General features: G+C 64.1%; 20 protein-coding genes. 8 read left to right on the forward strand and 12 right to left on the reverse strand.

The genetic code is table 11. The features are described 5' to 3' along the window. The gene (locus QRM57_RS18650) at positions 1 to 510 is read right to left on the reverse strand and encodes a GAF domain-containing protein (protein WP_284987712.1); all 510 of its coding nucleotides are present in this window, start codon (positions 508 to 510) and stop codon (positions 1 to 3) included. Beyond that, a complete protein-coding gene (locus QRM57_RS18655) occupies positions 507 to 1910 on the reverse strand; it encodes an MFS transporter (protein ID WP_257369664.1) in 1404 nt (467 codons plus the stop codon). The genes QRM57_RS18650 and QRM57_RS18655 overlap by 4 nt, the downstream gene beginning before the upstream one ends. 108 nt (positions 1911 to 2018) lie before the next feature. Here QRM57_RS18655 and QRM57_RS18660 point away from each other — a divergent pair, with 108 nt between their 5' ends. Next, positions 2019 to 2897 (forward strand): MurR/RpiR family transcriptional regulator, encoded by an 879-nt coding sequence (locus QRM57_RS18660; RefSeq protein WP_235517530.1) that lies wholly within the window; start codon positions 2019 to 2021, stop codon positions 2895 to 2897. A gap of 7 nt (positions 2898 to 2904) precedes the next feature. Here QRM57_RS18660 and QRM57_RS18665 read toward each other — a convergent pair whose 3' ends face one another. Further along, positions 2905 to 5568, reverse strand: a complete 2664-nt coding sequence (locus QRM57_RS18665) for an exo-rhamnogalacturonan lyase family protein (RefSeq protein WP_284987713.1) — start codon at positions 5566 to 5568, stop codon at positions 2905 to 2907. A gap of 194 nt (positions 5569 to 5762) precedes the next feature. On the opposite strand from QRM57_RS18665, the gene QRM57_RS18670 reads away from it, so the two are divergent. After that, positions 5763 to 6356, forward strand: a complete 594-nt coding sequence (locus QRM57_RS18670; RefSeq protein ID WP_284987714.1) for an adenylate kinase — start codon at positions 5763 to 5765, stop codon at positions 6354 to 6356. Here QRM57_RS18670 and QRM57_RS18675 read toward each other — a convergent pair. From QRM57_RS18675 to QRM57_RS18685, 3 genes are read right to left on the reverse strand one after another with little or no spacing between them, the layout of a single operon-like run. Then, on the reverse strand, positions 6353 to 7102 hold the full coding sequence (locus QRM57_RS18675; RefSeq protein ID WP_284987715.1) for a glycosyltransferase family 2 protein: 750 nt from the start codon (positions 7100 to 7102) through the stop codon (positions 6353 to 6355). The two genes, QRM57_RS18670 and QRM57_RS18675, sit on opposite strands and share 4 nt — an antisense overlap. Beyond that, positions 7099 to 8478 carry a bifunctional PIG-L family deacetylase/class I SAM-dependent methyltransferase gene (locus tag QRM57_RS18680; RefSeq protein ID WP_284987716.1) on the reverse strand — a complete coding sequence of 460 codons (1380 nt, stop codon included), beginning with the start codon at positions 8476 to 8478 and terminating at the stop codon, positions 7099 to 7101. Before QRM57_RS18680 ends, QRM57_RS18675 begins: the two co-directional genes overlap by 4 nt. After that, positions 8472 to 9545, reverse strand: coding sequence for an acyl-CoA dehydrogenase family protein (locus tag QRM57_RS18685; protein ID WP_284987717.1), 1074 nt, complete (start codon positions 9543 to 9545; stop codon positions 8472 to 8474). The genes QRM57_RS18680 and QRM57_RS18685 overlap by 7 nt, the downstream gene beginning before the upstream one ends. Positions 9546 to 9808: 263 nt before the next feature. Between QRM57_RS18685 and QRM57_RS18690 the strand changes: the two genes are divergently transcribed. Continuing rightward, on the forward strand, positions 9809 to 12088 hold the full coding sequence (locus QRM57_RS18690; RefSeq protein WP_284987718.1) for a solute carrier family 23 protein: 2280 nt from the start codon (positions 9809 to 9811) through the stop codon (positions 12086 to 12088). Between the two features lie 199 nt (positions 12089 to 12287). Further along, the gene (locus QRM57_RS18695; protein WP_284987719.1) at positions 12288 to 12884 is read left to right on the forward strand and encodes a DnaJ family domain-containing protein; all 597 of its coding nucleotides are present in this window, start codon (positions 12288 to 12290) and stop codon (positions 12882 to 12884) included. A 75-nt stretch (positions 12885 to 12959) separates the two neighbouring features. On the opposite strand, the gene QRM57_RS18700 is transcribed toward QRM57_RS18695, so the two are convergent. Next, entirely contained in the window at positions 12960 to 14288 is a 1329-nt protein-coding gene (locus tag QRM57_RS18700) for an ammonium transporter (protein ID WP_257369676.1), read from the reverse strand. 170 nt (positions 14289 to 14458) lie between these two features. Next, entirely contained in the window at positions 14459 to 15700 is a 1242-nt protein-coding gene (locus QRM57_RS18705) for an MFS transporter (RefSeq protein ID WP_284987720.1), read from the reverse strand. A gap of 148 nt (positions 15701 to 15848) precedes the next feature. On the opposite strand from QRM57_RS18705, the gene QRM57_RS18710 reads away from it, so the two are divergent. Then, the gene (locus QRM57_RS18710; RefSeq protein ID WP_284987722.1) at positions 15849 to 16580 is read left to right on the forward strand and encodes a glutamine amidotransferase; all 732 of its coding nucleotides are present in this window, start codon (positions 15849 to 15851) and stop codon (positions 16578 to 16580) included. A 196-nt stretch (positions 16581 to 16776) separates the two neighbouring features. On the opposite strand, the gene QRM57_RS18715 is transcribed toward QRM57_RS18710, so the two are convergent. The 4 genes from QRM57_RS18715 to QRM57_RS18730 form a co-directional block, all read right to left on the reverse strand. Further along, complete coding sequence (locus QRM57_RS18715) at positions 16777 to 18405, reverse strand: FAD-dependent oxidoreductase (protein WP_284987723.1); 1629 nt, start codon at positions 18403 to 18405, stop codon at positions 16777 to 16779. Continuing rightward, positions 18402 to 19451 (reverse strand): alcohol dehydrogenase catalytic domain-containing protein, encoded by a 1050-nt coding sequence (locus QRM57_RS18720; RefSeq protein ID WP_284987726.1) that lies wholly within the window; start codon positions 19449 to 19451, stop codon positions 18402 to 18404. The genes QRM57_RS18715 and QRM57_RS18720 overlap by 4 nt, the downstream gene beginning before the upstream one ends. Before the next feature lie 9 nt (positions 19452 to 19460). Then, a complete protein-coding gene (locus tag QRM57_RS18725; protein ID WP_284987727.1) occupies positions 19461 to 19808 on the reverse strand; it encodes a YciI family protein in 348 nt (115 codons plus the stop codon). Between the two features lie 146 nt (positions 19809 to 19954). Further along, positions 19955 to 20851 (reverse strand): LysR family transcriptional regulator, encoded by an 897-nt coding sequence (locus tag QRM57_RS18730; RefSeq protein ID WP_284987728.1) that lies wholly within the window; start codon positions 20849 to 20851, stop codon positions 19955 to 19957. 89 nt (positions 20852 to 20940) lie between these two features. On the opposite strand from QRM57_RS18730, the gene QRM57_RS18735 reads away from it, so the two are divergent. From QRM57_RS18735 to QRM57_RS18745, 3 genes are all read left to right on the forward strand, one after another. After that, entirely contained in the window at positions 20941 to 21747 is an 807-nt protein-coding gene (locus QRM57_RS18735) for an IclR family transcriptional regulator (RefSeq protein ID WP_257369687.1), read from the forward strand. Positions 21748 to 22084: 337 nt separating this feature from the next. Then, a complete protein-coding gene (locus tag QRM57_RS18740) occupies positions 22085 to 23374 on the forward strand; it encodes an MFS transporter (RefSeq protein WP_284987729.1) in 1290 nt (429 codons plus the stop codon). Between the two features lie 144 nt (positions 23375 to 23518). Then, positions 23519 to 24658, forward strand: a complete 1140-nt coding sequence (locus QRM57_RS18745; protein ID WP_284987730.1) for a Gfo/Idh/MocA family protein — start codon at positions 23519 to 23521, stop codon at positions 24656 to 24658. Positions 24659 to 24660: the final 2 nt, after the last annotated feature.

A 24660-nucleotide genomic window follows, 5' to 3' on the forward strand; every position in this document is an offset into this window, starting at 1 on the left:
TTAAACGGTGTCCTTCGCAGGTGCTTCAGTGGATTCGGGGACTTCGACTTCAGTGGGGTGGGCTTCGAAGGCCTGTATAAGTTGTGCCTGGTTTGCGTTGACGAGGCCGACGGCGCTGTCCACACTTTGCTGCGTGTACTTGCCTTCAGCGTCGAGGAGGGCAAGGACGCCCACCACGTTGCTTTCCGGATCGAGGACCGGCACGTTGATCACGGCACCGCAGCCGAGTTGTTGGATGAGCCCGGAGTCGGCAAAGACTTCCTTCAGCGCGTCCAGGTCTGCCGCGAGGAACGGCTTCTTGTCCTCGATGACGGTTCCGAGCCACCCGGGGGAGATCTCAACTGTCTTTTCGCCGCCCACCGGATACTCTGCGGGGTGGCTTGTGAAGAGGCGCTTCAGGCTGGAGCGCTGGGGGATCCATTGAAGGGCCGTAAAAAGGACGACGCCTGGGTCCTGCTGCAGCGCATCGAAGGCCTGTTGGAAAGTAGTGTCCGATTCCATGAAGCTCATTTGGTGACCGTTCCTGCGTGGTTGTCTGGCGCTGCGTCATGCTCGGCGCGGGCGTTGATGTCCTCCAGGGATTTCCCTGCGGTGGAAGCTCCGAAGATCACGACGCCCAGGACGCCGATGGTCAGGACCACTGTGGTCATGGTGAACACGCCGCCGAAGCCGAGTGAGGCTGCGAAGATGCCGATGATGGATGGTGCCAGGATGCTGCCTATGCGGCCAACGGCACTGGCCAGGCCAACGCCGGTAGCGCGCATCCAGGTGGGGAAGAGCTCCGGGGTGTAGGCGTAGACGCCGGCGTAGGTGCCGTTGAGGAAGAAGGACAACGTTGCGGCGGCCAGCAGGATCATGCCGGAATCGTTGGACTGGCTCAGCCAGAAGGCACTGATGGCCGATCCTGCCAGATAAAGGGCGATGGTGTTTTTGCGGTCAATCCGGTCGCACAACCAGGCGGCGGAGAAGTACCCGGGGATCTGCGCAAGGTAGATCAGGATGGAGAACTCGAAGCTCTTGGTGACCGTGATGCCGCGGCCGACCAGCAGGGTGGGGATCCAGGAGAAGAAGCCGTAGTAGGAGAACGTAATCACGAACCAGATCAGCCAGATCACTGCGGTCCGGCGACGCATCGCCTTTGACCACATGAATTTCAGGGCATTCCAGACGCTGATCTTCTGCTCGTGTTTGGTGATCTCTTCGGTACCGGGTACCAAGGGTGTGAGTTCCTTGCCTGTGGCTTTCACAACGCTCTGCTCGAAGCGTTCCACTACGGCCGTCGCCTCCGCGACGCGCCCCCGGCTGATCAGGAAGCGGGGTGATTCGGGCAGTCCCCGGCGCCACCAGAGCAGGAGGAGGATGGGGATTGCCGTAAGGACCTGGGCCCAGCGCCAGCCATCCTCGCCCATGGGAACCACGAACCGGCCAATCAGTGCTGCGGCCACAAAGCCGAAGGAGAAGAATCCGGCAAGGGTTCCAATGAACCAGCCGCGGCGCTTGGGGGGAATGAACTCGGAGAGGAACGGTGCGATGATCACGCTTTCCGCGCCTGCGCCGAGTCCTGCAAAGATCCGTGCAATCAGGAAGATTTCGAAGTTCGGGGCCATCGCCGCAATGATCGACATGAGGCAGTAGAAGGCCAATGCCCACAACATGACCTTTTTACGGCCGAATCGGTCACCCATCCAGCCCGACAGGATTGCCCCGAAGAAGAAGCCGAACGGGGCAGCCGAGCCGACCAATCCCAGGCTGGCCGTGCTGAGGCCCCAGAGTTCCTGGATGCGCGGGAGCAGGAAAGCGACCACTGCCCCGTCCATGCCGTCGAACGAATAGCCGAGGCCTCCGATGAGGAGAAGCTTGTAGTGTGGTCGACTGAGAGCCAGACGGTCCAGGCGTGCTGTGAGAGACATGGTGATTCCTGCCAAAGTGGGCCAAGTTGTACATTTTGAGGAATATGCACAGGTCTGTGCAGAAGCGATGTATCGAAGTTACGGCCAAAGTGTGAGGTAGGTCAATAGGTGGAAGAAGATTTCGACTCGTCAACATTGACCGAGTGGCTGGACGATCGTGTCCAGGGGCGGAAGCTCGCGGCCCGGCAGATGCAGGTCATCGGCATCCTCCGGTCCCAGCCGCGGCTCGCCTCTTATGGCTCCGTCAGCGACATCGCCGCGGTTGCTGCTTCCAACGCCTCCACGGTGACCAGAACCGCGCAATCATTGGGATTCAAGGGTTGGGTGGATTTCCAATTCGAGCTCAGGTCACGGTTCCTGGCATCACTGAGTGCCGTGGAAGTCGCGGCCGAACACAACGGCCACATCAGTAGTCCTGCACAGGCTGCGGTCTCCACGGACCGGGCCAATTTGGCGCACTTCGAGCGCACGCTGGATGCCAACACTGTTCATGAAATTGCGAAGTTGATCGCGGGGGCGCGGCAGACCTTTATCGTCGCGGCAGGCAGCTACGCCATTCCCGGCAAGGCCCTGGAGCACAACGCCATCATTGCCGGCTACAACGTTCGGCTCCTGGATGCCGACGTCGCCGCCCTCACCAACGCCATAGCCCGGCTCGGCGCCGAAGATCTGGTCATCGCGATCAGCCTTTGGCGGGTCTACGACAGCACCATGAGGGCCGTCGACATCGCCCACAACCTGGGCACGCCCATAGTTTCCATTACTGATAGCGCAGGATCACCGGTGGCGGTGCACGCGGACCACAGGATCGTGGTGCCAACCGAGGGTGCCGGGTTCTTTCCCTCCCTGACAGGTGCGGTGACCGCGGTCCAGGCGATCGCCGTCGAGCTGGCATCCCTGGACCGCGAACGGTCAAACCTCAACATCGCCGCGTCGGAGCGGACCTGGGACCAGATGCGGATCATGCATCCCAGGTCCAGCTCCTAGCAAGAAGTTACGACGCCGGTTCCTCCTCCCGCGCCTCGGTGGACGCCGGCAGCCGGTCGCCGATCAGGGCCAGGTTCTGGACGACCGCGAGCCCAAATTGCGCGGTGTCATTGGTGGATACCGTCGGCGCTTCATCGACAGGCTGAAGCACGTACGGGGGAAGGATTTTCCTGAGCGTAAAGGCCTCGGCGTGGTTCAGGTTTTCTCCGCCCTCGGCAAAGCTGTCCCACGCCAAGGCGGCCAGTTCCGGAGACGCCAGCTTCGCGGCCGCGTATGCCGTGAGGCGGCTGTGGGCTTGGGTGAGGTAGATGCCAGCCAGGGGTTGGCCGACTTCAGCGGCCTGTTCCTCCGGGGTCGCCAGGAACAGGCGGCAATACTGCATCCAGGCCCTTTCGAAGGCGGCATCAGGCACCAGGCGGATCAGTTCGCTGCAGATTTCCACCAAACCGAACACGGCACTCAGGTGGGAGACACTGATGACTTCCCTGCCGGCGTCGAACCTTCCCGCATCAAGGTCATAGAGCGCCTCGCCCGTCAGGAAGCCGTACTTTAGTGCGCCGATATCGGCCATGGTTCCCAGCAGGCGATCACGGGAGCGGGGATGGCCCGTGCGCTCCCAGTCGGTGAGCCACGTGGCGGCCAGCGAACCCCAATCCGTCCCCAGCCCCACGCCCAGGGCGCCGCGGTCCGGGCGGTAAGTATCGGCGTCGGGCCTTACTTTGCGGACAGGGTCCAGCCCCAGGAAGTTCTGGTCGCTGTCCACCAGTTCGGTGAGGAGGTCGCCGGTGCGGTCGTCGGCGGTCAGGTAGTAGTAGAAGCGCCGGTAGGCCGGGGTGCTGATGCGCAGCTGCTTGGCGCTGCAACCCCAGTGCTGGACGTTGTGCCGCGATCCCAGGCCCCGCCAGGGGCCAAGGTGGTAGACATCCACCTCACCGGTATGGCGGGTCATGGCCTCGGCGTAGCGGAAGACGTCTGCGCGGCCCGTGCGGAGGTACATGTACCAAAGCCAGAGGTCGGGTGAGAGCTCGGAGTTGTCCCACGCATAGCCGCCCACGTCGTAGCGCCAGACATGCCGGTCAGTGTCGTAGGTGTGCATGACGTCGCCGTAGTTCCAGAACCCGTACCAGCGGCGCTGCTCCGTCTGGCCCTGGTAGAAATCGAACAGGAAGTCCAGCTTGTCTTCCAGCTCTGCCCGGACAGGGGTGCTGCGGTCCACGGGAGCCCAGTCACCGAAGACGCCGGCTTGGTGAAGGTACTCCGGGGAGGGCTGCAGCAGCGGGGGAGTGGAGGCTGCCCGTGCGTCGGCGGCGAGGCTCTCCGTGCTGGGCGTTGAGTCGTAGGCGTACAGCGTGAGTTCGTGCGTCCGGGCGATCCCGGTGGGGTTTCCGAAGCCCGGCTCGTAGTCCTCGTAGGTGATTTCAAGGCCCTCAAGCTGGTCCTCGAACGTGTCCTGGCCCAGGCCGTCGTGGTAGAAGCGGAGATCCATCGGCTGGGCTTCGGGGGAATAGAGCCAAGCGGTCACTGTCGCGTTGCTTGTTGCGGCGCCGCGGATATCCAGCTGCCCCGGGTGCGACTGCCAAAAGTTCCTCACTCCGATACCGAAACCGCCGCGTAGATCGCTCAGCGAACAGAAACCAGCTGACCGGGTTCCGCCGGAAATGCCCACCCATCCGTGGCCGGGCGCCGTCCGTTTGCGCAGCTCGAAGCCGTCAGCAGACAGTTGGGTGAGGGTGTAGTCGTTCCAGCTGGGTATGAGGCGGAGGCGCTCCGAAACCAGCGGGCTCCACTCACTGAGTGGCGGGGTGGCCTCACCGGCAATCTGCGCGGCGCGGACAGCTTCTCCCGGATCCCGGCGCAAACCAGTCAGGCCCCGGACCGCTTCGACCAGGAATCCGCCGTCAGAACCGGCGATGCGTACGTGGCGGTCATGCAATTCACTGGCAAGCGGTACCGTGAATTCAACACCGAGACCCGCAAGGAAGTCTTCCTCCGCATTGCCGTCCCAAATGAACGAGTGCATCATCCGTATGCTGCTGGCGCCCGCGTAGAAGTATAAGCGGACAGTGAAGGGGAGCCATTCCCTGCCGCCATCCTTGGCACTGTGCCGCCCCTCGATCCGAACTACCGCCCGGACCGGGCCACGCTGTTCCACTGTGACGCCTGAAACCTGGCTGGTGTAGGCCTCGCGCGGAGCGCTGCCTGCTCCCTCTGCCAGGTTGTTCTGCAGCAGGCTTACCAGCCGGGCATCCTTGGCTACGGCCTCGCCGGCGCGACGGAGTTCGCTGAACAGGGTTTCCCCGCGCCTGGGGATGACCATGTCGAGCATGCCTGTGGAGACGGTGACGGCGTCATCCGTTTCGGCGACCGTCACCCCGGGTGAGTGTTCGACGGCGGCTGCCGGGCCGCCGTCGTGCGTATCGGTTGAGTGGGTGACCTGGTAGGCGTCGGAGGGCTGATCCGTTGCTCCAATGGCGATGCCGGCCCATTTGAGGGAACCGTCGGGCCACGTGGCGAGCGGCCAGGCCTGGGCATTGACGGCATCTCCATTCATGTCGCGCACCTGGAGGTGGTCCGCACCCGCTGCGGTGCCGCGCTGGAACGGCATGCCCCAGGTCGTGCCACTGCTGAGCCTGGCGGGCGGTTCGGCATCGATCCACCTGAGCTGAGTCATGTTCATTCCACCTAAAGTCTGGGAAAACGCTTTCTTTGAGACGTTTCAATAACTTACCCGCGCGTGCGAATGGCTGCAAGGGGGTGGTTGGATACTGGGATCGATGAACCAACAAATTCGCGTGACCCGGGCGCTCCGACCTGCCGCGGGCGTATGGTTTAAGTCCCGGCCGCCTCTCGAAACGGACCAGACTCATGGCGCGACTGATCATCATGGGCCCTCCCGGTTCCGGCAAAGGCACACAGGCGGAGCACATCGCCAGGCACTTCCGGATCCCTGCCATTTCCACAGGAGAGTTGTTCCGCGACCACATTCGCCAAAAGACGGAGTTGGGGGAGGAGGCCAGTGCGTACATTGACCACGGCGAATTCGTGCCGGACCATGTCACCACGGCCATGTTGAAGCAACGCCTGGACGAAGATGATGCCGGAGAGGGGTTCCTCCTGGACGGCTATCCGCGAACGGTCATCCAGGTTGCTGCCCTGGACGAGATGCTCACCGATCGGGGACAGGCGCTTGACGCAGCCCTCGCGTTGACGGTCGACGATCATGAGTTGCTGGACCGGATGCTCCGCCGCGCCCAGGAACAGGGACGCAGCGATGACACTGCGCCGGTTATTCGTCGCCGTTTGGAACTCTACCGTGAGCATACAAGGCCGGTTCTGGAGGCCTACTCAAACCGTGGGATATTGCTGACGGTGAATGGATCCGGCGAGAGGGAAGCGATTACTGAGGCCGCGATTGCCGCCATCGAAGGGGCCTTGGCGAATAAGGCCGTAGGAGCCTAGCTCCCTGTCGCGGCAGGAACGTCAGCGCCGAGTGCCAGCAGATACGCTGCGAATCCCTCGGGTGCCCGGGCCTCAGTCCGGCCGGAGGTGAGAACCCTGATGGAATCCGTGGCAACCACCCTGAATCCTTGGTGACGGGTGCGCTCCACCAGGCGCCTGTCCTCATGGGCCCGGAGATGCGGGAAACCCCCTGCGGCGAGGTACGCCGAGGCCCTGATACCCAGGTTGGCGCCGTAGATGTGCTGATGGTTTTCGCGAAAGGGGTGTAGTTCCAGCCATCGACGAAGCACGGCTGGGTCCACATCGTAGGCATCCGGTTCCACCGACCCCAGAACCACGTCAGCGCCGGCGTTGGCCAACCCGACTTGGCGTACCAGCCAGTTCGGCGGGACCACCGAGTCGGCATCGGTGTTGGCGAGCCACAAGCTCCCTGTTGCTTCCGCCGGATGGGGGAGCAGGGCCGTCCGGATGCCGTAGTCCCGGCAAGCTCCTGCGCTCCGCAGTTGGACGCTGACGGACGTGAAACGCGGGTCCGCCGCGACGTGGGCGGCGGTGATCCCGGCCGAACTGTCGGTGCAGCTGTCCAGGACCACAGTGACAGTGGCAGGCATACCCGGATGCTCCCGCTCCAGGGTGTCCAACGCTGTACCCAATGCTGCCAGCGCCCTGCCGATGTGCTGTTCCTCGTCGTGGGCGGGCATGGTGACCGCGATGCGTTGGATCCGCTGCCTGGTGCCCCCGGTCATGTCGGGCCGTCACTGACGGCCGGGGCCGGTGCAACCAGGGTTTCCAGCACGAAATCCTTCTCGCGGTAGACCCCCAACGTTGGCCAGGCAAGTTGCTGCCGGGCCATCGAGTGAACGGCTTCCGCGTCCAACTGCCAGCCTGAGATGGGGTGGCGCCAGTGGCACAGGAGCAGCGTGCCGCCCGGTTTCATGGCGGCCTTGATGTGCCCGAAAACGTCAGCCAGCTCTTCCGGTGCCAGGTAATAGCCCATCTCGGAGAGCACTACCAGGTCAAAGGAGCCCTCGGGCCACTCATGGGGGATGGTGAGGTGCCGCGCTTCGGCGGAGGGGTACGCGGAAAGCCGCTCGGCCGCCTTTTTGGCCGCAATACCGCTGGCTTCAACACCGAGGAACGCCTGGCAACGTTGAGCGAGTTCCTCGCTGAGGGTGCCGATGGAGCAACCGAGTTCCAGCCCGGATTCGTACGATTCCTCCGGGAGGGCAGCCAAGGTCAGTGCGCGTTTTCGGCGCTCGTACCAGCTGGTTGTATAGGCCCAGGGGTCGTCTCCCTTGGCGTGGACTTCGTCAAAGATCCGTTCAGCGTCGGCGGCGGTGTTGTTTCCTGCCTTCGACGGTTGCCAAGCGAAGGTTTCCCATGGCCTTTCGAAGTGCTCCAGGAACGTCCCCGACAAGAGTGTTCCGTCGCCGGGTTCCTCCGACAACGGTTCGATCTGGGACGTGTGGGCGCCCATGGCCTTTCCCTTCGTTTCCAGCTCACGCCCGGACAAAGGCACCCGCACCCAGGATTGCCATGTTGGGTCGTCCAGGCCCGCCCACAACCAGTACCAGATGGGGTATTCCAAGAGCCCGTGGCCGTCCTCTTCAGCAACCTTGGCCGCTGTTGCGCCAACAGCATCGTGGTCGGTGTGGCCGTCGTGGCGGTACGGGGCAACGATGACGATGTTCTCCGGTGGCCGGTTGTGCGCGGAAATGGCGTCGCGTATGGCCTCGGCAATGCGGCCCGCGTTGGCGGCCAACTTGCCGTCGGGCAGTCCCAGGAACTTCCAGGTCGCGCTGGGAGCCAGCCCGGACACAGCCGCGTCGAACTCAGCGAGCCGGACGGCGGCAAGCTGTTCCGGCGTCGTGGTTGGTGATTCCGGGTGGGATGCTTCACCGGCCGTGCACAGCAGGAGTTCCACCGCAGCTCCGGATGAATGCAGTTTGGCCACGAACCCGCCCGCGCCCAAAGTTTCATCGTCCGGGTGCGCAGCCAGGACGACGAAAGCCATGTCCGCGAGTTCGTCCTGGCCCAAAGGGAGCTCGGGCAGCGCAGCCACGCCGCTGGACAGCCATTCCGCCTCGGTCGTGCCTGTGTCTGTGTGCGAAAAAGCTACCACCGGCGGTCCCCCTTCAACACCAGCGCCCCCAGCTGGGCGTCGTCCCGCATGGCGTGATGCTGGCGGACATAGAGGGACAAATCCGCCATCCTCTTGCCGTACTGTTCGTTGAACGCCAACGGGCCGGGGCCCAAGTTTTGCGTCACCAGGGTCTGGATACGTTCGACGGCGGAGGCAACAGTTCCGCGGACGCGCAAGGCTTCGGGCCAAGGGCTTTCGCCCGGTTCGCCTGGATCTGCGAGGTCGCCGGCGTCGATGCGCTCAGCCGTTTGAGCCAGGTATCCGGTGACGGACGCGATGATCCTGTCTACCTCGCCCAGGGAGGCGAGAGCGATCTGGTCCGGTTCCCGGCCCTTGTCCGATGCCCTGGCCAGGGAGTCGCAGAAGTCGCGGGCCACGGCTACTGCGCCTCCAAGCCAGCAGGCGGCGACTCCCATGCCACCCCACGCGAAGCCGGGGCGCTCGAAATACCAGCCCGCGCCGCCAACGGGCGTAGCGGGGACGTGGTCGAAGTGCAGCGTTCCGCTCGGGATTTCCTTGAGTCCGCGGCTGGTCCACTCGGGTGTTTCGGCTCTCACGCCGGAGTGCTTAAGGTCCACTGCGAAGGCGCCCCGGGTGTTGTCTCCAGCGACATGGGCGGTGACGACGGCCCCGTCCAGTTGTGCAGCGAGGGAGCACCACGGCTTTGAGCCACTGAGCACGTAGCTGCCGTCAGCTTCCTGCTTGGCCTCGAGCTTCAGGCCTGGACCTTCGGCTGCGAAAACTCCCCATGCTCCCTCGGGTTGAGGCTGTTCCGCCTGGGCCAGGATTCCGACGGCGTCCAGGTGCGGTTCGAGCACGCGCCCCGCCGCGACATCCACGGACGTGACCGAGGCCAGAAGTTCCCAGAGCTTGGCCGTGTTCCCGCTCCCGGGCGTAGGAGCTGTCTGTCCGATGTCCTCGGCGATAGCCAAAAGGGCTGGAACGTCGCCGACGGCTGCGCTCACCTTTCCCAGTATGGGATCCAGTGCTTGCAGCTGTACGGGCGCGGAGCTGATGCGTACGGGCTGCACTTCTGTATTGCTCATGGACCCAGCCTATTCTAAGGAACCTTAGTTTTGGTGCGCCCGGCAAGACGACGACGGCGGGAGGCGCCCGCCGTCGCGTTCTCGCCTTGCGGACGTCGCACCACGGACCCCTCCAACGCGCTGAACCCCCGCGAAAGTTCCCCTTGGTCCCAAGATGAAGCGCATCTTCACAGCTTTTGTCATGCTTTTCACATGTTGTTGTCATTAACCGTGACAGGTTCCGTAGCTTGGAGGAGTCAGTACTCCCGAGCCAAAGGAACACCATGCCGCAGTCCAACGAATCCGCCACCATCCCCACCGATTCCCACAGCCCGCCGGGACGAACCAAGCCAAGCTTCCTCAGCAACCTGGGGGCGGATCTCCCCGCGTCCCTGGTGGTGTTCCTGGTCGCCCTTCCCCTGTCCCTCGGCATCGCCGCAGCCTCAGGGGCTCCCATCATGGCCGGGCTCATCGCAGCCGCGGTCGGAGGAATCGTCGCGGGCAGCCTGGGTGGTTCGCCTCTGCAGGTGAGTGGCCCAGCCGCCGGGCTCACCGTCGTCGTCGCCGGCCTGGTAGCCGAGTTCGGCTGGCAGGTGACCTGTGCGATCACCGCTGCGGCCGGCGTCGTGCAGTTGCTGATGGGTGTGAGCCGTATCGGCCGGGCAGCGCTGGCAGTGTCGCCGGTAGTGGTCAAGGCCATGCTCGCGGGCATCGGCATCACGATCATCCTGCAACAACTCCATGTGCTGCTGGGTGGCCAAGCCGCGGGGTCCGCCGTCGAGAACCTGGCGGGCCTGCCCGCGGCCATCACCAACGTCGAGCTGCATTCGGCGCTGCTGGGCCTGGCCGTCGTCGTGATTCTCCTGGCTTGGAGGTTCCTTCCCGCGATGGTGCGGAAAGTTCCCGGGCCGCTGGCCGCCGTCGTCGCCGTGACAGCGCTGTCAGTAGCAGTGGCCCCGAGCGTTGAGCGCATCAGCTTCAGCGGTTCAATCCTGGACGCCGTCGCGCTGCCCAGCCTGCCCGACGGCAACTGGCGCGCCGCAGCGATGGCCGTCATCACTGTGGCGCTGATCGCGAGCATCGAATCGCTGCTGTCCGCCGTGGCCGTTGACAAGATGCACGGCAGTTCGCGGACCAACCTGAACCGAGAGCTCGTCGGGCAAGGGTCCGCCAACATGGTCTCCGGCATGCTCGGCGGACTCCCGGTAACCGGCGTGATCGTCCGCAGCGCCACCAACGTCGAAGCTGGAGCGAAAAGCCGTACGTCTGCCATTCTGCACGGCGTGTGGGTCCTGGTGTTCTCCTTGCTGTTCGCTGGCCTCATCCAGTTGATTCCCCTGTCCGTGCTGGCGGGTCTGCTGCTGGTGATCGGTGCCAAGCTCATCAAGGTCGCCGACATCCGCACCAGCCTTCGCACCGGCGACCTGCTGGTCTACGCGGTGACGTTGGTGTGCGTGGTGGCCCTGAACTTGCTCGAAGGCGTGCTCATTGGCCTGGCACTCGCTGCTGTTTCTGTACTGTGGCGGGTGCTCCGCGCTCAAATCCACGCTCACGCCCCGGCCGGTTCCGGACTGCCGTGGCGGGTCACCATTGCCGGCTCTTGCAGCTTCTTCGCCTTGCCGCGGCTCAACCGTGTCCTGCATTCGGTGCCCGAAGGCCATGATGCCGTAGTGGAACTCAACGCCGACTACCTCGACCACGCCTTCCGCGAAGCCCTGGTTGCCTGGCAGAAGCAGCACCGCAACACCGGCGCCTCCGTGGCCCTGGAAGAGCACGGCACCACTGCTTTCACCGACGCCGAGGACAACACTCCCCAGCGCCAGGACCCCCGTGAACTTCCGCTTCCGCCCAAGACGTCCTGGTTGCCGTCCGCCGGCGGCCCAACAGCGGACGACGACGGCGGGCGGCTGCCGCTGCGCTCTATCCTCCTGGGCATCGACAAATACCACCGCCGCCACGCGGACAAGGTCCGGCCGTTGGTCCAAGACCTGACAGAAGGCCAGAATCCGGACACATTGTTCGTTGCCTGCGTGGATTCCCGGGTCAATCCCAACCTCATCACCAGCAGCGGACCCGGCGACCTCCTGACCCTCCGGAACATCGGCAACGTGGTGTGCAGCGACGGTCGCGATGCTTCGATCGACTCGGCGCTTTCCTTCGCGGTGAAGGGTTTGTCAGTGGACTCGATCGTGATCTGCGGGCATTCGAACTGCGGTGCGATGAACGCCGTCATCGCCGACTTTGAAGGAGCTGCGCCTGCCTTGGGCGGCGGATTCGATACCTGGCTGGAACATGCGCGGCCAAGCTACTCGGCCCTGCTTTCCGGACATCCCGTGGCAGTGGCCGCGGCTGCCGAAGGGTACAGCTGCGTGGACCAGCTCAGCATGGTCAACGTGGCTTTGCAGCTCAGGAAGCTTGAGGACCACCCTGTGACCGGCCCGGCGCTTCTGTCCGGCCGGGTGCAGCCCATTGGCTTGTTTTACGACATCTGCACGGCCCGCGTAGTGCTGGTCACTCCCGAGGGCATCGAACAACTCGATCCAAGCATGGCGGTTCGGTCCTAGATCCGGAGCCGTACCTCCGACACCCACTCTGGGCCTACAAGCAGCCCCGACACCCCGCTTCCACGGCGTGCCGGGGCTGGCTTGTTTCCACAGCCGGTGGCGGGGGTACAGGCCCAGGCAGGCGCAGTTTGCGGAATACTGGGAATCAGAACCACGATGTCCGGCAGGGGAGGACTGCCGTGCGAGGAGGTGTCCACAAGTGAACTCCGGGAACAATGCCTTCAGGCGGAAACTCGAGCGCGGCGCTGAGTTGCGCGCTGTCCGCGGCTGGGGTGGGAACGCGGAAGAAGACGCGGAGATCGAAGCCGCGGACGCCGCGGAACGGGAGAAACGCCGGAAGGTGGACGACGCCGCCCGGGTTGAGTACCTGATCCGGGACGCCATGGACCAGGGCAAGTTCGACAACCTCAAGTATGCCGGCAAACCCATTCCGGGCCTGGGCGAGCACTACGATCCCGATTGGTGGGTCAAAGGGCTCATTCAACGGGAGAAGCTCAGTGGCATCGGACCTCCCGCGATCCTGCTGCGGATCGAGGATTCCGAACTCGATGCCAAACTGGACCAGCAGTACACGGAGAAACAAGTCCGGGACATCCTCGAGGACTTCAACAAGCGGGTGATCGAGGCCCGACGGCAACTCCAGGGCGGCCCACCCGTGATCACCAAGCTCAGGGACGTGGATGCTGAGCTGGAGCGGTGGCGCGAGCGGAGGGCCGCCGCAGCTCCTCCCGAGCCCGAGGCTGGACCAGTGGCCAGGCGCACGTGGTGGCAGCGCATCTGGAACGGTTCAGGATGAAACCTTAGCGACGCAAACAGCAGCCGACGGCGGAACCCGGGTTCCGCCGTCGGCTGCTGTCTGAGTGTGGTGCCGTCAGGCGAAGCTGTCTTCCTTGACCTGTTCGGATTTCGGTGCCGCGGGCTTCCGGCCAATCAGCGCGGAAAGGTGCGCCTGCTGCTGGCGGAAGTGGCCGTGGGCGGTGAGCCCGAATTCGTAGGCCGATTCGGCGTGCTGGGTGAGGTCCACTCCGGTGACTTCGTGCTCCAAGGGAACCCGGAAGCCGATGGCCTTATGGATGGCCCGGCCGATGACCAGGGTGCCCACGCCGGAGAGTGCGATGGTGATCAGCACGGCCATGGTCTGTGCAATGAGTTGTTGGGGACCGCCGCCGTAGAGCAGGCCGCCCGCGACGCCGTCCTGCGGGAAGGCGATGAAGCCGAGAGAGAGCGTGCCGATGACACCGGCGCCGAAGTGGACGCCCACGACGTCGAGGGAATCGTCGAAACCGAACTTGTACTTCAGGTCCACGAACACAGCGCAGGCGGCGCCGGCCACCAAGCCCAGGCCCAATGCGGCGAGCGGGGTGATGTTGGCGCAGGACGGGGTGATGGCCACCAAGCCCGCCACCACGCCTGATGCCGCACCCAGCGAAGTGGGGTGTCCGTGGCGGACCTTCTCGACGACGAGCCAGCTGAGCATGGCCGCCGCCGGGGCCACCAGGGTATTGACCCAGATGAGGCCGGCCTGCGCGGCGGTAGTAGCAGCGCCGCCGTTGAAACCGAACCAGCCGAACCAGAGGATGGCTGCGCCGATCATGATGAACGGCACGTTGTGTGGGCGGTGGTTGGGGTCCTTGGCGAAGCCGTGACGCTTTCCCACGATCAATGCGAGGACGAAAGCGGCGGTTCCGGAACTGACCTCAACCACTGCACCACCGGCGAAGTCGATGACCTGGCCGAAGATCTGAGTGAGGGCACCGCCGGCGCTCATCAGGCCACCGCCCCACACCATGTACGCCAGGGGGCAGTAGACCACGGTGACCCAGATCGGTACGAACAAGGCCCAGGCGCCGAACTTGGTCCGGTCAGCGATTGCACCGCTGATGAGGGCCACAGTGATGATGGCGAAGGTTGCTGCAAAGGTGGCCTTGATGAGGTCGGGGGATCCCATCAAGTCCTGCAGGCCGAAGTGCGCGAACGGATTGCCGAACAGGCCCAGGATGCCGTCGCCGGTGGTCATCGAGTAGCCCCACAGGACCCACACCACGCCCACGATGCCGGCGGAGATGAAGCTCATCATGATCATGTTCAGGGCGGCCTTGGCGCGGGTCATGCCGCCGTAGAAAAGGCCGAGGCCTGGGGTCATGAATAGCACCATCGCCGATGACAACATCAGCCAGACGTGTTGCGCAGAGATCTCCACCTGCGTTCCCTTCAAGCTTGTCCGAAACGGGGCCGTTGTTGCACGGCCCACACCTACCCCCCGATCAATATTCGGTGAGCTATGTTTCCGACTCCGAAGAGCTAAGTTGCAGGAAAGTTACAGAAATCCTTCGTTCGTGAAGATCACGTCACTGGCATGTTTCGGCAATGTTAACGGCGCTTCTCCCGGGGCCCGGCCGGGTAGCCGCCGCGACGACTGGCAATAATGATCACCAGCGCAATGGCAGTGGGAATCGCCGCGGCAAATGGGACCAGTTGCGCTCCGACGCTGGTGAGGGCGAAGGCCCCATAGACCGCTCCGACGGCGATACCCAGTTGGATGGTCACCACGGTGAGGCCGTTGGCTGCATCTTTGTGTTCTCCACCCGCACGCAGGATCGCAGCCTGGTTGTAGATACCCACTGCACCGAACGCGATACCCCACAAGGTCATGAGGCCGAACGCACCTACCCACGTGCCGCCCAGCGCGGGGAGCAGGGCGAACGCCAGCGTCAGGAGCCCGACGGCGGCAATCACCGAGCGTCGTGGGTGGGAGTCGGCGGTCATGCCGGCAATCCAGATGCCCACCAGGCTGGCAACTCCCACCACGGAGAGCGAGAGGCTCGTAGCGGATTCCGGGAGTCCGGAGGCGAGGAGGAACGGGGCGACGTAGGTGAAAAGTGTGAAGTGGGCCAGTAGCAGGAGGGGCCAGGCGATGGCTATGGCCACGACGCCGGGCAGTTTCATGGCTGCCCGGAGGGAGGGCGTTTTTTGGCTGGCGTGGTCGTGGGCACCGGGGAGCAGCCAGAAGGCCAGCACTGCCAGAAGCACACCCACTGCGGCCAGGACCAGGAAGGAAGTACGCCACGTCATGAGCGAGCCCATGAGCGTGCCAATCGGAGCGCCGACTGCCAGTGCGATGCTGTTGCCACTAAAGACCACAGCCATGGATTTACCTACGGAGTGGGCCGGGACGATGCGCGCCACGTAGGGAGCCATGCTGGACCACAGCATGCCGTGCGCGATGCCGCCAAGGAGCCTGGCCCCGATCGCCCACCCCAGAGCGGGGCTCAACGCCAAGAGCACATTGCTCAGGGCGAAGGCCAGCACAGTGGCGATCAGCAGGGTCTTCCGGGGAACCCTTCCGGCAAGGAACCGTGAAAGAGGCAAGGCCGTGAAGACGATGATGGCCGCATACACCGCTGTCAGGGAGCCCACGGCAGATTCGTCGACACCGAGGTCGCGGCTGATTTGGGGGAGCAAGCCCGACGGCAGGAGTTCGGTGGTCACCGCCGTGAAGCCCGCTGCTGCCAGAACAAGGAGTCCGCCCCACGGGATCTTCTTGGGCTGCTGCCTTTCCACTGCCGGCGTTTTGGGCGTTTGCGGTTGGACGGCCACAGGGTCTTGCTTCAAAAATTGCTCCTCCGGGGATGGGGTGTGCTGTTCATAGGGGGTCAAGCCAACGATATGCGGCGACACCGGCGCGAGGGAGTCACTGTTAGTCACCCCTTTACCCGCAACACACTTTGTCCGCCAGCCATTCCGCGCGCAGACTGTCCTTGTGAAGCCCTTCCTCCTGCTGGCCACCCGCGCCGAAGATGCCGCAGCCGATGACGAGTATCAGGCCTACCTCCGGTACTGCGGACTGAAACCCGAAGAACTGGTCCGTTTGCGCTTGGAATCCGAGCCGTTGCCGCCCCTTGAACTTTCCGAGCACTCCGGAGTGATCGTCGGTGGCAGTCCCTATACGTCCAGCGATCCTGTGGAGGAGAAGAGCGCAGCCCAGATTCGGGTGGAGGCGGAACTCTCAGCGCTGCTGGACCGCATAGTTGCCGAGGACTTTCCTTTCTTGGGTGCCTGCTATGGGGTCGGCACTCTGGGTGTTCACCAAGGGGCCACCATCGACCGCCGTTTTGGCGAACCTGTGGGGCCAACGGAGATCAAGCTCACTGCTGAGGGGGAGCGTGATCCCATGCTGCGGGGCATTCCGCACACCTTCGACGCTTTTGTGGGTCACAAAGAAGCGTGCAGCAAACTGCCTGCCCACGCGGTTTTGTTGGCGAGCTCGGCCGCGTGCCCTGTGCACATGTTCCGGATCAAGAACAATCTCTACGCCACGCAATTCCACCCCGAGCTCGACGCCGACGGCCTCATCACCCGCATCAACATCTACAAGAACTCCGGCTACTTCCCGCCGCACACCGCGGACGAACTCATCGAAACGGCCCGGAGCTCATCGGTGACCGAGCCGATGCGGGTCCTGAGGAACTTCACGGAGCTCTACGCCCGCTAGCACCCCGTTGTGGGGCCTGCTTTGCGGGCTTGGGCCATGGGTTGCCGGGCAGAGTGGGCCTGGCATGGTGGGGTGGTGTGTTGTGGGGCCCGCTTTGCGGGCTTGGGCTGTGGGTTGCCGGGCAGAGTGGGCCTGGCAACGCAAACGCCCGACGGCGGTAGTCGCCGTCGAGCGTTTGTGTCCCCCCAAGGTGCGGCTACGCGAGCCGGGCCGCGAGATCTTCCCCAACCGCGAAGGCCCGCGTGATCGCAGAGCCCAGGGTTGCCCCACCGCCTGGATAGTTGTTCCGGAAGACACCGGCCGAGACGTTGCCCGCAGCGTAGAGCCCCGGAATGGCTTGCTGCCGATGGTCCAGCACACGCCCGTTGAAGTCCGTGGCCAGCCCGCCCGAGGTACCCAGCACCCCGGCGTGGATGGGCACGGCGTAGAACGGGGCAGTGACCAGGGGCGCCAGGCAAGGATTGGGCGTGTTGCCGGCGTCGCCCAGGAAACGGTCCTGCGGTGTCGCTCCCCGCCCAAATTCCGTGTCCACTCCCACGGCCGCGTCGGCGTTGAACCGAGCAACCGTCGACTCCAGACCGGCCGAATTAATGCCCACCTCCTTGGCCAGCAGCTCCAGGCTCGGCGCGGACGCCATCCATTCAGCGGGTTCGCCGGGCAGAGACCCCGCCACCGGGTACTTGGCGAGATAGTCCGCATCGAACACCAACCACGCGGGATTGTTTTGCTGCCTGCCCGTGTGCGGATTAATGGAAGCGAACACCCGGCTGGCATCGTGATAATTCAAGGCCTCGTTGACGAAGCGTTGGCCGTCGCTGTTCACAGTGATGGAACCCGGAAGCGTCATTTCCACGTTCCCCATGCGGCCCGAACGCCGGCCGTCGTACTGATGGGCCGCCGTCGAAATAACCGGGACACCCCACACAGCCGACATGTCCTCCACAGCCGCACCGACTTTCAGTCCCAGCTGCAGGCCGTCGCCCTCGTTGGATGGGGCACTGATCGGCGTCACGGGATAGGGCAGGAAAGCGCTGCGGAGGCGCGGGTTCCATTCGAATCCGCCCGAGGCAAGCACGACGGCGGTCGCGGCCACCGACACCCCGGCGGCGGTACCGCCCAGGGTCACCAGCCACCCGGTCCCGGTGCGCGACAACTCCTCCACGGGGCACGACACCACGATGTGGACCCCGCGGTCCAAGGCGCTCGCAACCAGGCTTCCCACCAGTGCCCCGCCCATGGTTCGGATGCCCGTGGATGCGCGGTGCCCGAGGAGCGAAGGGTCGGCTGCGCGGCCGTTGAGTTCGTCCCGCTCGGTCATGGTGAGCAACGGAAAGTACGACGACGGCCGGATCAACTCCGCCAAGCCCGGGTACTCCTGGGGGTCGAACGCGTTGTTGTCCAAGCCCCTGCCGCCGTTCGCGGCACCTTTCCACTCCATGTGGTAATCGGGGCGGGCGATGGGAACCATGGAGACTCTGGTGTTCGTGTTGAGGAACTCCACGGCTCGCGGCGCAGTGGAGACGTACCAGTCGATTTCCCCGGCCGTCATCACGTGGCCAGCCGCCTCTGAGAGGTAAGCAACGCCGTCGGCATGGCTGTCCTCGTACCCGGCCGCCCTGGCGAGGTGATTGTTGGGCGCCCACATGACGCCGCCGCCTGCCGCCGTCGTACCGCCCAAGAGCGAAGCCTTTTCAACAACCAGGACGCTTAGTCCGGCGTCGGCCGCGCGGACGGCGGCGACCAGCCCTGCCGCGCCACTGCCCATAATCACGACGTCGTAACTTGGGTTGAGTTGGCCGGTTTCAGTGGGGATGGGGGTACTCATGCGACACCCGCCGCCGGCATCTCAATGAGGATCTTGCCGATCTTTTCCGTGCGTCCGTGCATGAGGTGGAATGCCTGCTGGAGATCGGCGAGGGCGAAGCGGTGGGTCATGAGGGCCCGGGCTTGTTCAGGATGGCGTGACAACAATGCCAGGCCGTCAGGAATGAGGTTCAGGCTCATGCGGCTGCCCATGATGTCGAGTTCCTTATAGGGGATGTCCTTCATGGAAACGTTGGCCTGCCGTGGCGAGATACCCACTTGGACGATCCTCCCGGCGCTGGCAACAAGCCTGATCGCGTTTTCCAGCGATGAGGGCACGCCCGTTGCCTCCATGACCAGTTGGGGCCCGTAACCGTCGGTTATTGCGTCCAATCGTGGAGCTTGATGGGCGTCGGGGAACTCCATTCCTGGCGTGACCAGGAGGGTGTCTGCAGCCCCGAAGTCGATGGCGAGGTCCAAGCGGTGCTGCTCGGTATCGGCACAGATCACCTTGACGCCCAATTCCGTCAAGTAGAGCGTGGCCAGCAAACCGATAGGCCCGCTTCCGAGCACCAGCGCAGTCTCCCCAGCTTCTGGCCTGCCTCGGTTCACCGCCTGCATGGCGATGGAAGCAGGTTCGCCCATGGCTGCGATGTCCAACGGCAGCTCGTCGGGAACAGGGTGGAGTTTGCCCAGCGGGACGCTGATCAGTTCAGTGAGCGCTCCATCTGAGTAACAGCCCAGGCAACCGACGTTCCGGCAGACGTTGTACCGGCCGCTCAGGCACGGGCGGCAGTGGCCGCAGGAGATGATGGGGTTTACGGCAACGCGATCACCCGCAGCAAAGCCTTCGCTGTTCCCAGGGGCAACCGCCTCCACAACCCCGGAGAATTCGTGCCCCTGGATCAGCGGCAACTCCGTGGGGTAGTCGTCCTCCCAAATGTGGAGATCGGTGCCGCAGAGGGTGACGTTGTGGACTCGCACCAGTGCATGGCCGGGTTCCAGCGCGGGCTCGGCGGATTCCCGGAATTCGATGGTTTCCCGGGTGACGGTGATGGCTGACAGCATGCGGGAACCTCAGTTCCGGCCGGTGGGCTGCGCGGCGGGTTGCGCTGGCTGCACCGGCTGCGCCGGCTGCGCGGCGTCGGCGCCGAAGAAGATGTTCCACTGCCTCACCGTGCGCTCTTCAATGAGACCGGCTTCGTGGAAAGGGTCCCGGTTCATGAGGGATTCGACGTCGGCCTTGGACTCACCCGCGATGATCAGGAGGGCGCCCGGAGCTTCTTCCGGTCCGAAGGGCCCGCTTTTCAGGAGCCGTCCGTTGTCGAACTGGGCTTTGAGGAACTCCACGTGGACTGGCCGGACAGCGTCCCGGCCAGCGGACGTGGAAGCGGAATAGGAGTAGGTGACGGCAAAAGTGGCCATGAGGGTGTCCTCTTCATTGAGTTGATGGGGCTTCCTCAATGTTGGGCAACGTATTAGGCCCTGTCCAATACTTAGTTAGTCAAGAACTATGTAAAATCTCCACATAGTCGGCCGGACAGGGCAGATCAGCTCAGGCTACGGCAAGCTCAGGTCGTGGGTGTCGGAAGTACTTTCTCGGCTACCTGAAGGGCGGCCCGGAGCGCGGGCGACACGGCACCCGGGTTCCACGCCAGCCCGGAGAACAGCAGGACGTCGTCGCCGTCGAGCGGCAGGAACACTGTCCCGGTTGGCATGATCCCCTCGATCGATTCCGGCATGAGGCTGATCCCCACCCCGCTGGCCACCAGGGAAAGCGCAGTGTACGGATCCGCAACCTCTTGGCTGATCCTTGGCCGGAAGCCCGCGGCTGCGCAGGCAGCGAAGGTCACCTCCCGCAAGGTGGACCCCTGCGCGGCCGGCATGGTGATGAAGGGGTCGCCGGCGAGATCCAGCAGTTCCACCGAGGACCGACCTGCAAGGAGATGATCTGTGGGCACGGTGGCGCCCAAACGCTCAGTAGCTATGCGGCGGGTGGCCAAGGACGGGGCGTCTACGGGCAGGCCGATGAAAGCGAGGTCCAACGCCCCGTTGCCCAGTTGCTGAAGTGCTTCCTGGGTCAGCAAACCACCACGCAGCATCACATCGAGTTGGGGATACTCCTGGCGCAAGGCGCGGGTCAGCGGCGGGAGCGTGGTGTGGTTCAAAGCCCCGGAGAAGCCGATGGCCAGCTTGCCGTAGACGGTTGCGTTGCCAGCGTTCACGGCCCTCTGCGCCAGGTCCACTTCTTCAAGGATCCTGCGGGCATGTGGGAGCAGTGAGTGGCCCGCAGTGGTCAGCGTGACGGACCTGGTATTGCGCTCAAAAAGTGGCGCGCCCAGGCCTTTTTCGAGTTTCTTGATGGTCTGGCTCAGCGGTGATTGTGCCATGCGGAGCCGCTCAGCAGCCCGGCCGAAATGCAGCTCCTCGGCCACAGCCAGGAAGGCCTCGATCTGCCGCAGTTCCACAGTGCCTCCCAGGTTTTACGGATCCAGTGCAAGGCTATATTGGGTTCTGGTTCCGGGTGAAAGCAGCCGGACGGTTCAACGGAGGCACCATGGCTAACTCGGCGTCGGGGGAGTCCGTCATTGAGCGCGTTGTGAAGATCATGGATGCGTTCTCCAAGGGCCAGCCGTGGCTTCCGCTGAAGGAACTCGTCCGGATTACCGGTATGTCCAGCAGCACGGTTCATCGCTTGGCCATGGACTTGGCATCCAACGGCCTCCTTGAACGCAATGAAGCCGGCGAATTCGGCGTCGGAATGAAGATGTGGGAGCTGGCATCCCGCAGCAATCCCCTGGAGGAGTTCCGGCGTCGTGGCCTGCCGTTCCTGGAAGGTGTCCATGCGGCCGTCCGGGAACACGTGTCCTTATCCATCCCGGATATCGAGTCCAACAGCGTCCTCTACCTCGAACGGCTGGACCGGCACGGGACGGTGATGAACCTGGCCGAGGTCGCAGGGCGCTTGGACATCCACACCACGTCCTCGGGAATGGCCATGATGGCGCACATGCCCGGCTGGGTCCAGGATCGTTTCATTGCCGGAAAGCTGGAGAAGACAACCCCTGCAACGGAGACAGATCCTGCCCGCCTCAGGAGCAACCTCGCCCTGATCCGCGAGCGCGGTTATGCCCGTCTGGTGGGTGTTCTGGTGGCTGAAAACACTGCCTTTTCGGTGCCTGTGTTTGGCCAGGGCCAGGCAGTCATAGGTGCGATTTCCGTCGTCGTGCCTTCCGTCGACGAAGACGCGGGCCTGATCCTTCCGGTGCTCGTGGCCGCAGGCCGCGGCCTGTCCAGAACCATGGGTGCTGAGCGCCGGCCTTACGGCTCCCGGCCATGGTTGTCGCAGGCTGGTTCCGCGTAGTCAAAGAGCTTGTCCCGTTCAACGGGAAGTTCGTCCATGCGGTGTGACCTGGGTCCTACAGTCGATCCCAGAGGAACAATCGTCAGTGATCTGGAGCACACATCCGGAGCCGTTATCAACGGCAACATGATGGGCTGCACAACAAAGCGGCAGCCGGCGATCCGGACCTCATCTAATTCTTTGCCGGGCAAGGCACCATGGCGGTGCCACTTCCCGCGGCACTCAATGAGGAGACAGTATGGGACACGTGCAGCAGCACTCGCCCTCGGATGTAAACGAACCGGCAGCACCGCTTGGAACCGCACCGCTTGGAACAGAGCCGGTTGACCATGTCAAAATGCCCAAGAAGGCAGCACTCGCTTCCTTCCTGGGCTCCACCCTGGAGTACTACGACTTCTTCATCTACGGCACGGCCGCAGCGCTGATCTTCCCCAAAATCTTCTTCCCGGGAGGCGATCCCGTGGTTGCTTTGCTCGGAGCCATGGCGACGTTCGGCGTGGGTTACCTTGCCCGGCCGCTGGGCGGGCTCGTGATGAGCCATTACGGTGACAAAATCGGACGCAAGCAGGCGCTGATGGTCACACTGGTGATCATGGGCCTCGCCTCGATCGGTATCGGTTTCCTTCCCACGTACGGGCAGATCGGCTACTGGGCAACAGCGCTGTTGCTGGTAGGCCGCCTTGCGCAGGGCTTCTCCGCCGGTGCCGAGTCCGCTGGCGCCTCCACCCTGACCATGGAGCACTCACCGGAAGGTCGCAGGGCCTTCTTCACCAGCTTCGTGATGACCGGCTACGCCTCGGGAATGGTGTTGTCCACCATCGTGTTCATCCCGCTCGCAGCACTCCCTGAAGACCAGCTTCTCAACTGGGGTTGGCGGGTGCCGTTCTGGCTCTCGGTTGTGGTGCTGGCAGTCGCCTACTGGATTCGGACCCGCTTGGACGAGCCGCCCGTCTTCGAAGAAATCGTGGAGAACAGCAAGCCCAAAGCCATCCCCGCCGTCGCCGTCCTCAAGACCCAGTGGCGCGACGTCCTGCGCGTTGGTGTGGTGATGCTGTTCTCCGTCATGCAAACCACCTTCACCGTGTACGCCCTGGCCTACGCAACCGGACCGGCCGTGGGCATCGACCGCACACTCATGCTCACGGTGAACGCTGTGACGATCGGCCTTTCGATGGTTACCATCCCGATTTCAGCCATGATCTCCGACCGTATTGGCCGGAAGAAGGTCCTGCTGGTGGGTGCCCTCGGCTGCGCACTGACCACGGTGGGCTACTTCTGGGCCATTAGCGAGCAGAACATCGCCTTGGTCTTCCTGTTCGGCTTCCTCAACATGACGGTCTTCTATTCCTGCTGGAACGGCGTGTGGACGGTCTTCTTCCCGGAAATGTTCCCCGCCGCTGTCCGCTACTCCGGCATGGCAATCGGCAGCCAGATCGGCCTCATCCTGGCCGGGTTCGCACCCGCTATCGCTACGCTGCTGGCCCAGCCCGGACCGAACGGTTGGATGCCCGTGGCGGGCTTCACCATCCTCTGCCTGGCGGCCTCGGCCATCGCCATCATGACGGCCCGCGAGACCTACAACGTTCCGCTTGAGGATCTCGGCAAACCGCGCGCGGCACGCAACTAACGAACAAACCACGACGCCGGGCGGCACCTTCCAGCCGCCCGGCACCCCGCCGCCGGCGCCAGCCGGCTTCCGGCCCGGCGCCGCGCCGCCCCCGCGACGTGCCACAACCACCAAGCAACCCCAGTTCCGAAAGTTGGATACCCCATGACTTCCCCAGCACCGGCAACCCGCACCTTCCGCGTTGGAATCGCGGGTTGCGGCGCCATTTCCCGCAATCACCTGGAGGCTTTCAAGGCCCTGGACAACGTCCAGGTGATCGGCGTCTGCGACGTGAATGCAGACCGCGCCGCGGCAACAGCGAGAGCCTGGGACATCCCCAACGCGCTCACCAGCGTGGATGAGCTCCTGGCGCTGGAGGTGGACATCATCTCCGTCTGCACGCCGCACCCCACGCACGAGGAAGTGGTCCTGAAAGCCGCAGCTGCCGGTGTCAACGTCCTCTGCGAGAAGCCCATCGCCACCAGGCTGGAGTCCGCCGAGCGCATGGTCGCAGCCTGCGAGGAAGCAGGAGTCCAACTTGGTGTCCTGTTCCAGCGCCGCTTCTGGCCGGCGTCGCAGAAGATCCGTGCAGCCATCGACGACGGCACGTTGGGCAAAGCCATCATGGCGCAGTGCTCAGTGATGCTTCACCGGGCGCCGGACTATTACAACCGTGACGCCTGGCGTGGTACCTGGGACAACGATGGCGGCGGGGTCCTGATGTCCCAGGCTGTCCACCAGATCGACCTCCTCCAGTGGTACCTGGGCGACGTGGCCGAGGTCTATGGCAAGGTCAACACCTACCTCCACGGTGACTACATAGAGGTAGAGGATTCCGCGACGGCGGTGATCACCTTCGCCTCCGGTGCCATGGCCACCCTGGAGGCCTCCACTGCAGTATCGCCAAACCTGGGGATCCAGCTCCGTATCACCGGCGAAACAGGTGCCTCGGCTTCCCTGACGGAGTTCCCGGAAGGCAGCGACGGACGGTTGGACCTGTGGGCGGTGGGCGAGCGGATCGTCGTCGAACCTGTCCACCCGGAAGGCGTGGAGCCGAACGTCGATCTGTCCGCCATCAACGGCCAGCTGATCCCATTCCACAAACTCCAGGTCCAGGACTTCGTCCAGGCACTCGAGGCTGGCACCGAACCAGCCATCACGGGTAAGGACGCGTTGAAGTCCCTCCGCATTCTCCTCGCCGTGTACGAATCTTCACGAACCGGCCAACCAGTCCGCTTCGCACCCGTTCACCCCGCACACCAGGCGATCCCCGGGCTCCGCGACCTCCAGAAGGTGACTGGCTGACC

The sequence above is a fragment of the Arthrobacter sp. fls2-241-R2A-172 genome (assembly GCF_030208885.1).
In the GTDB taxonomy this organism is placed as follows: Bacteria; Actinomycetota; Actinomycetes; order Actinomycetales; family Micrococcaceae; genus Arthrobacter.

Coding starts and splice junctions, on each gene's coding strand:
- QRM57_RS18650 (WP_284987712.1), bottom strand. CDS start 510: ATGAGCTTCATGGAATCGGACACTACTTTCCAACAGGCCTTCGATGCG.
- QRM57_RS18655 (WP_257369664.1), bottom strand. CDS start 1,910: ATGTCTCTCACAGCACGCCTGGACCGTCTGGCTCTCAGTCGACCACAC.
- QRM57_RS18665 (WP_284987713.1), bottom strand. CDS start 5,568: ATGACTCAGCTCAGGTGGATCGATGCCGAACCGCCCGCCAGGCTCAGC.
- QRM57_RS18670 (WP_284987714.1), top strand. CDS start 5,763: ATGGCGCGACTGATCATCATGGGCCCTCCCGGTTCCGGCAAAGGCACA.
- QRM57_RS18675 (WP_284987715.1), bottom strand. CDS start 7,102: ATGACCGGGGGCACCAGGCAGCGGATCCAACGCATCGCGGTCACCATG.
- QRM57_RS18685 (WP_284987717.1), bottom strand. CDS start 9,545: ATGAGCAATACAGAAGTGCAGCCCGTACGCATCAGCTCCGCGCCCGTA.
- QRM57_RS18690 (WP_284987718.1), top strand. CDS start 9,809: ATGCCGCAGTCCAACGAATCCGCCACCATCCCCACCGATTCCCACAGC.
- QRM57_RS18715 (WP_284987723.1), bottom strand. CDS start 18,405: ATGAGTACCCCCATCCCCACTGAAACCGGCCAACTCAACCCAAGTTAC.
- QRM57_RS18720 (WP_284987726.1), bottom strand. CDS start 19,451: ATGCTGTCAGCCATCACCGTCACCCGGGAAACCATCGAATTCCGGGAA.
- QRM57_RS18725 (WP_284987727.1), bottom strand. CDS start 19,808: ATGGCCACTTTTGCCGTCACCTACTCCTATTCCGCTTCCACGTCCGCT.
- QRM57_RS18735 (WP_257369687.1), top strand. CDS start 20,941: ATGGCTAACTCGGCGTCGGGGGAGTCCGTCATTGAGCGCGTTGTGAAG.
- QRM57_RS18740 (WP_284987729.1), top strand. CDS start 22,085: ATGCCCAAGAAGGCAGCACTCGCTTCCTTCCTGGGCTCCACCCTGGAG.
- QRM57_RS18745 (WP_284987730.1), top strand. CDS start 23,519: ATGACTTCCCCAGCACCGGCAACCCGCACCTTCCGCGTTGGAATCGCG.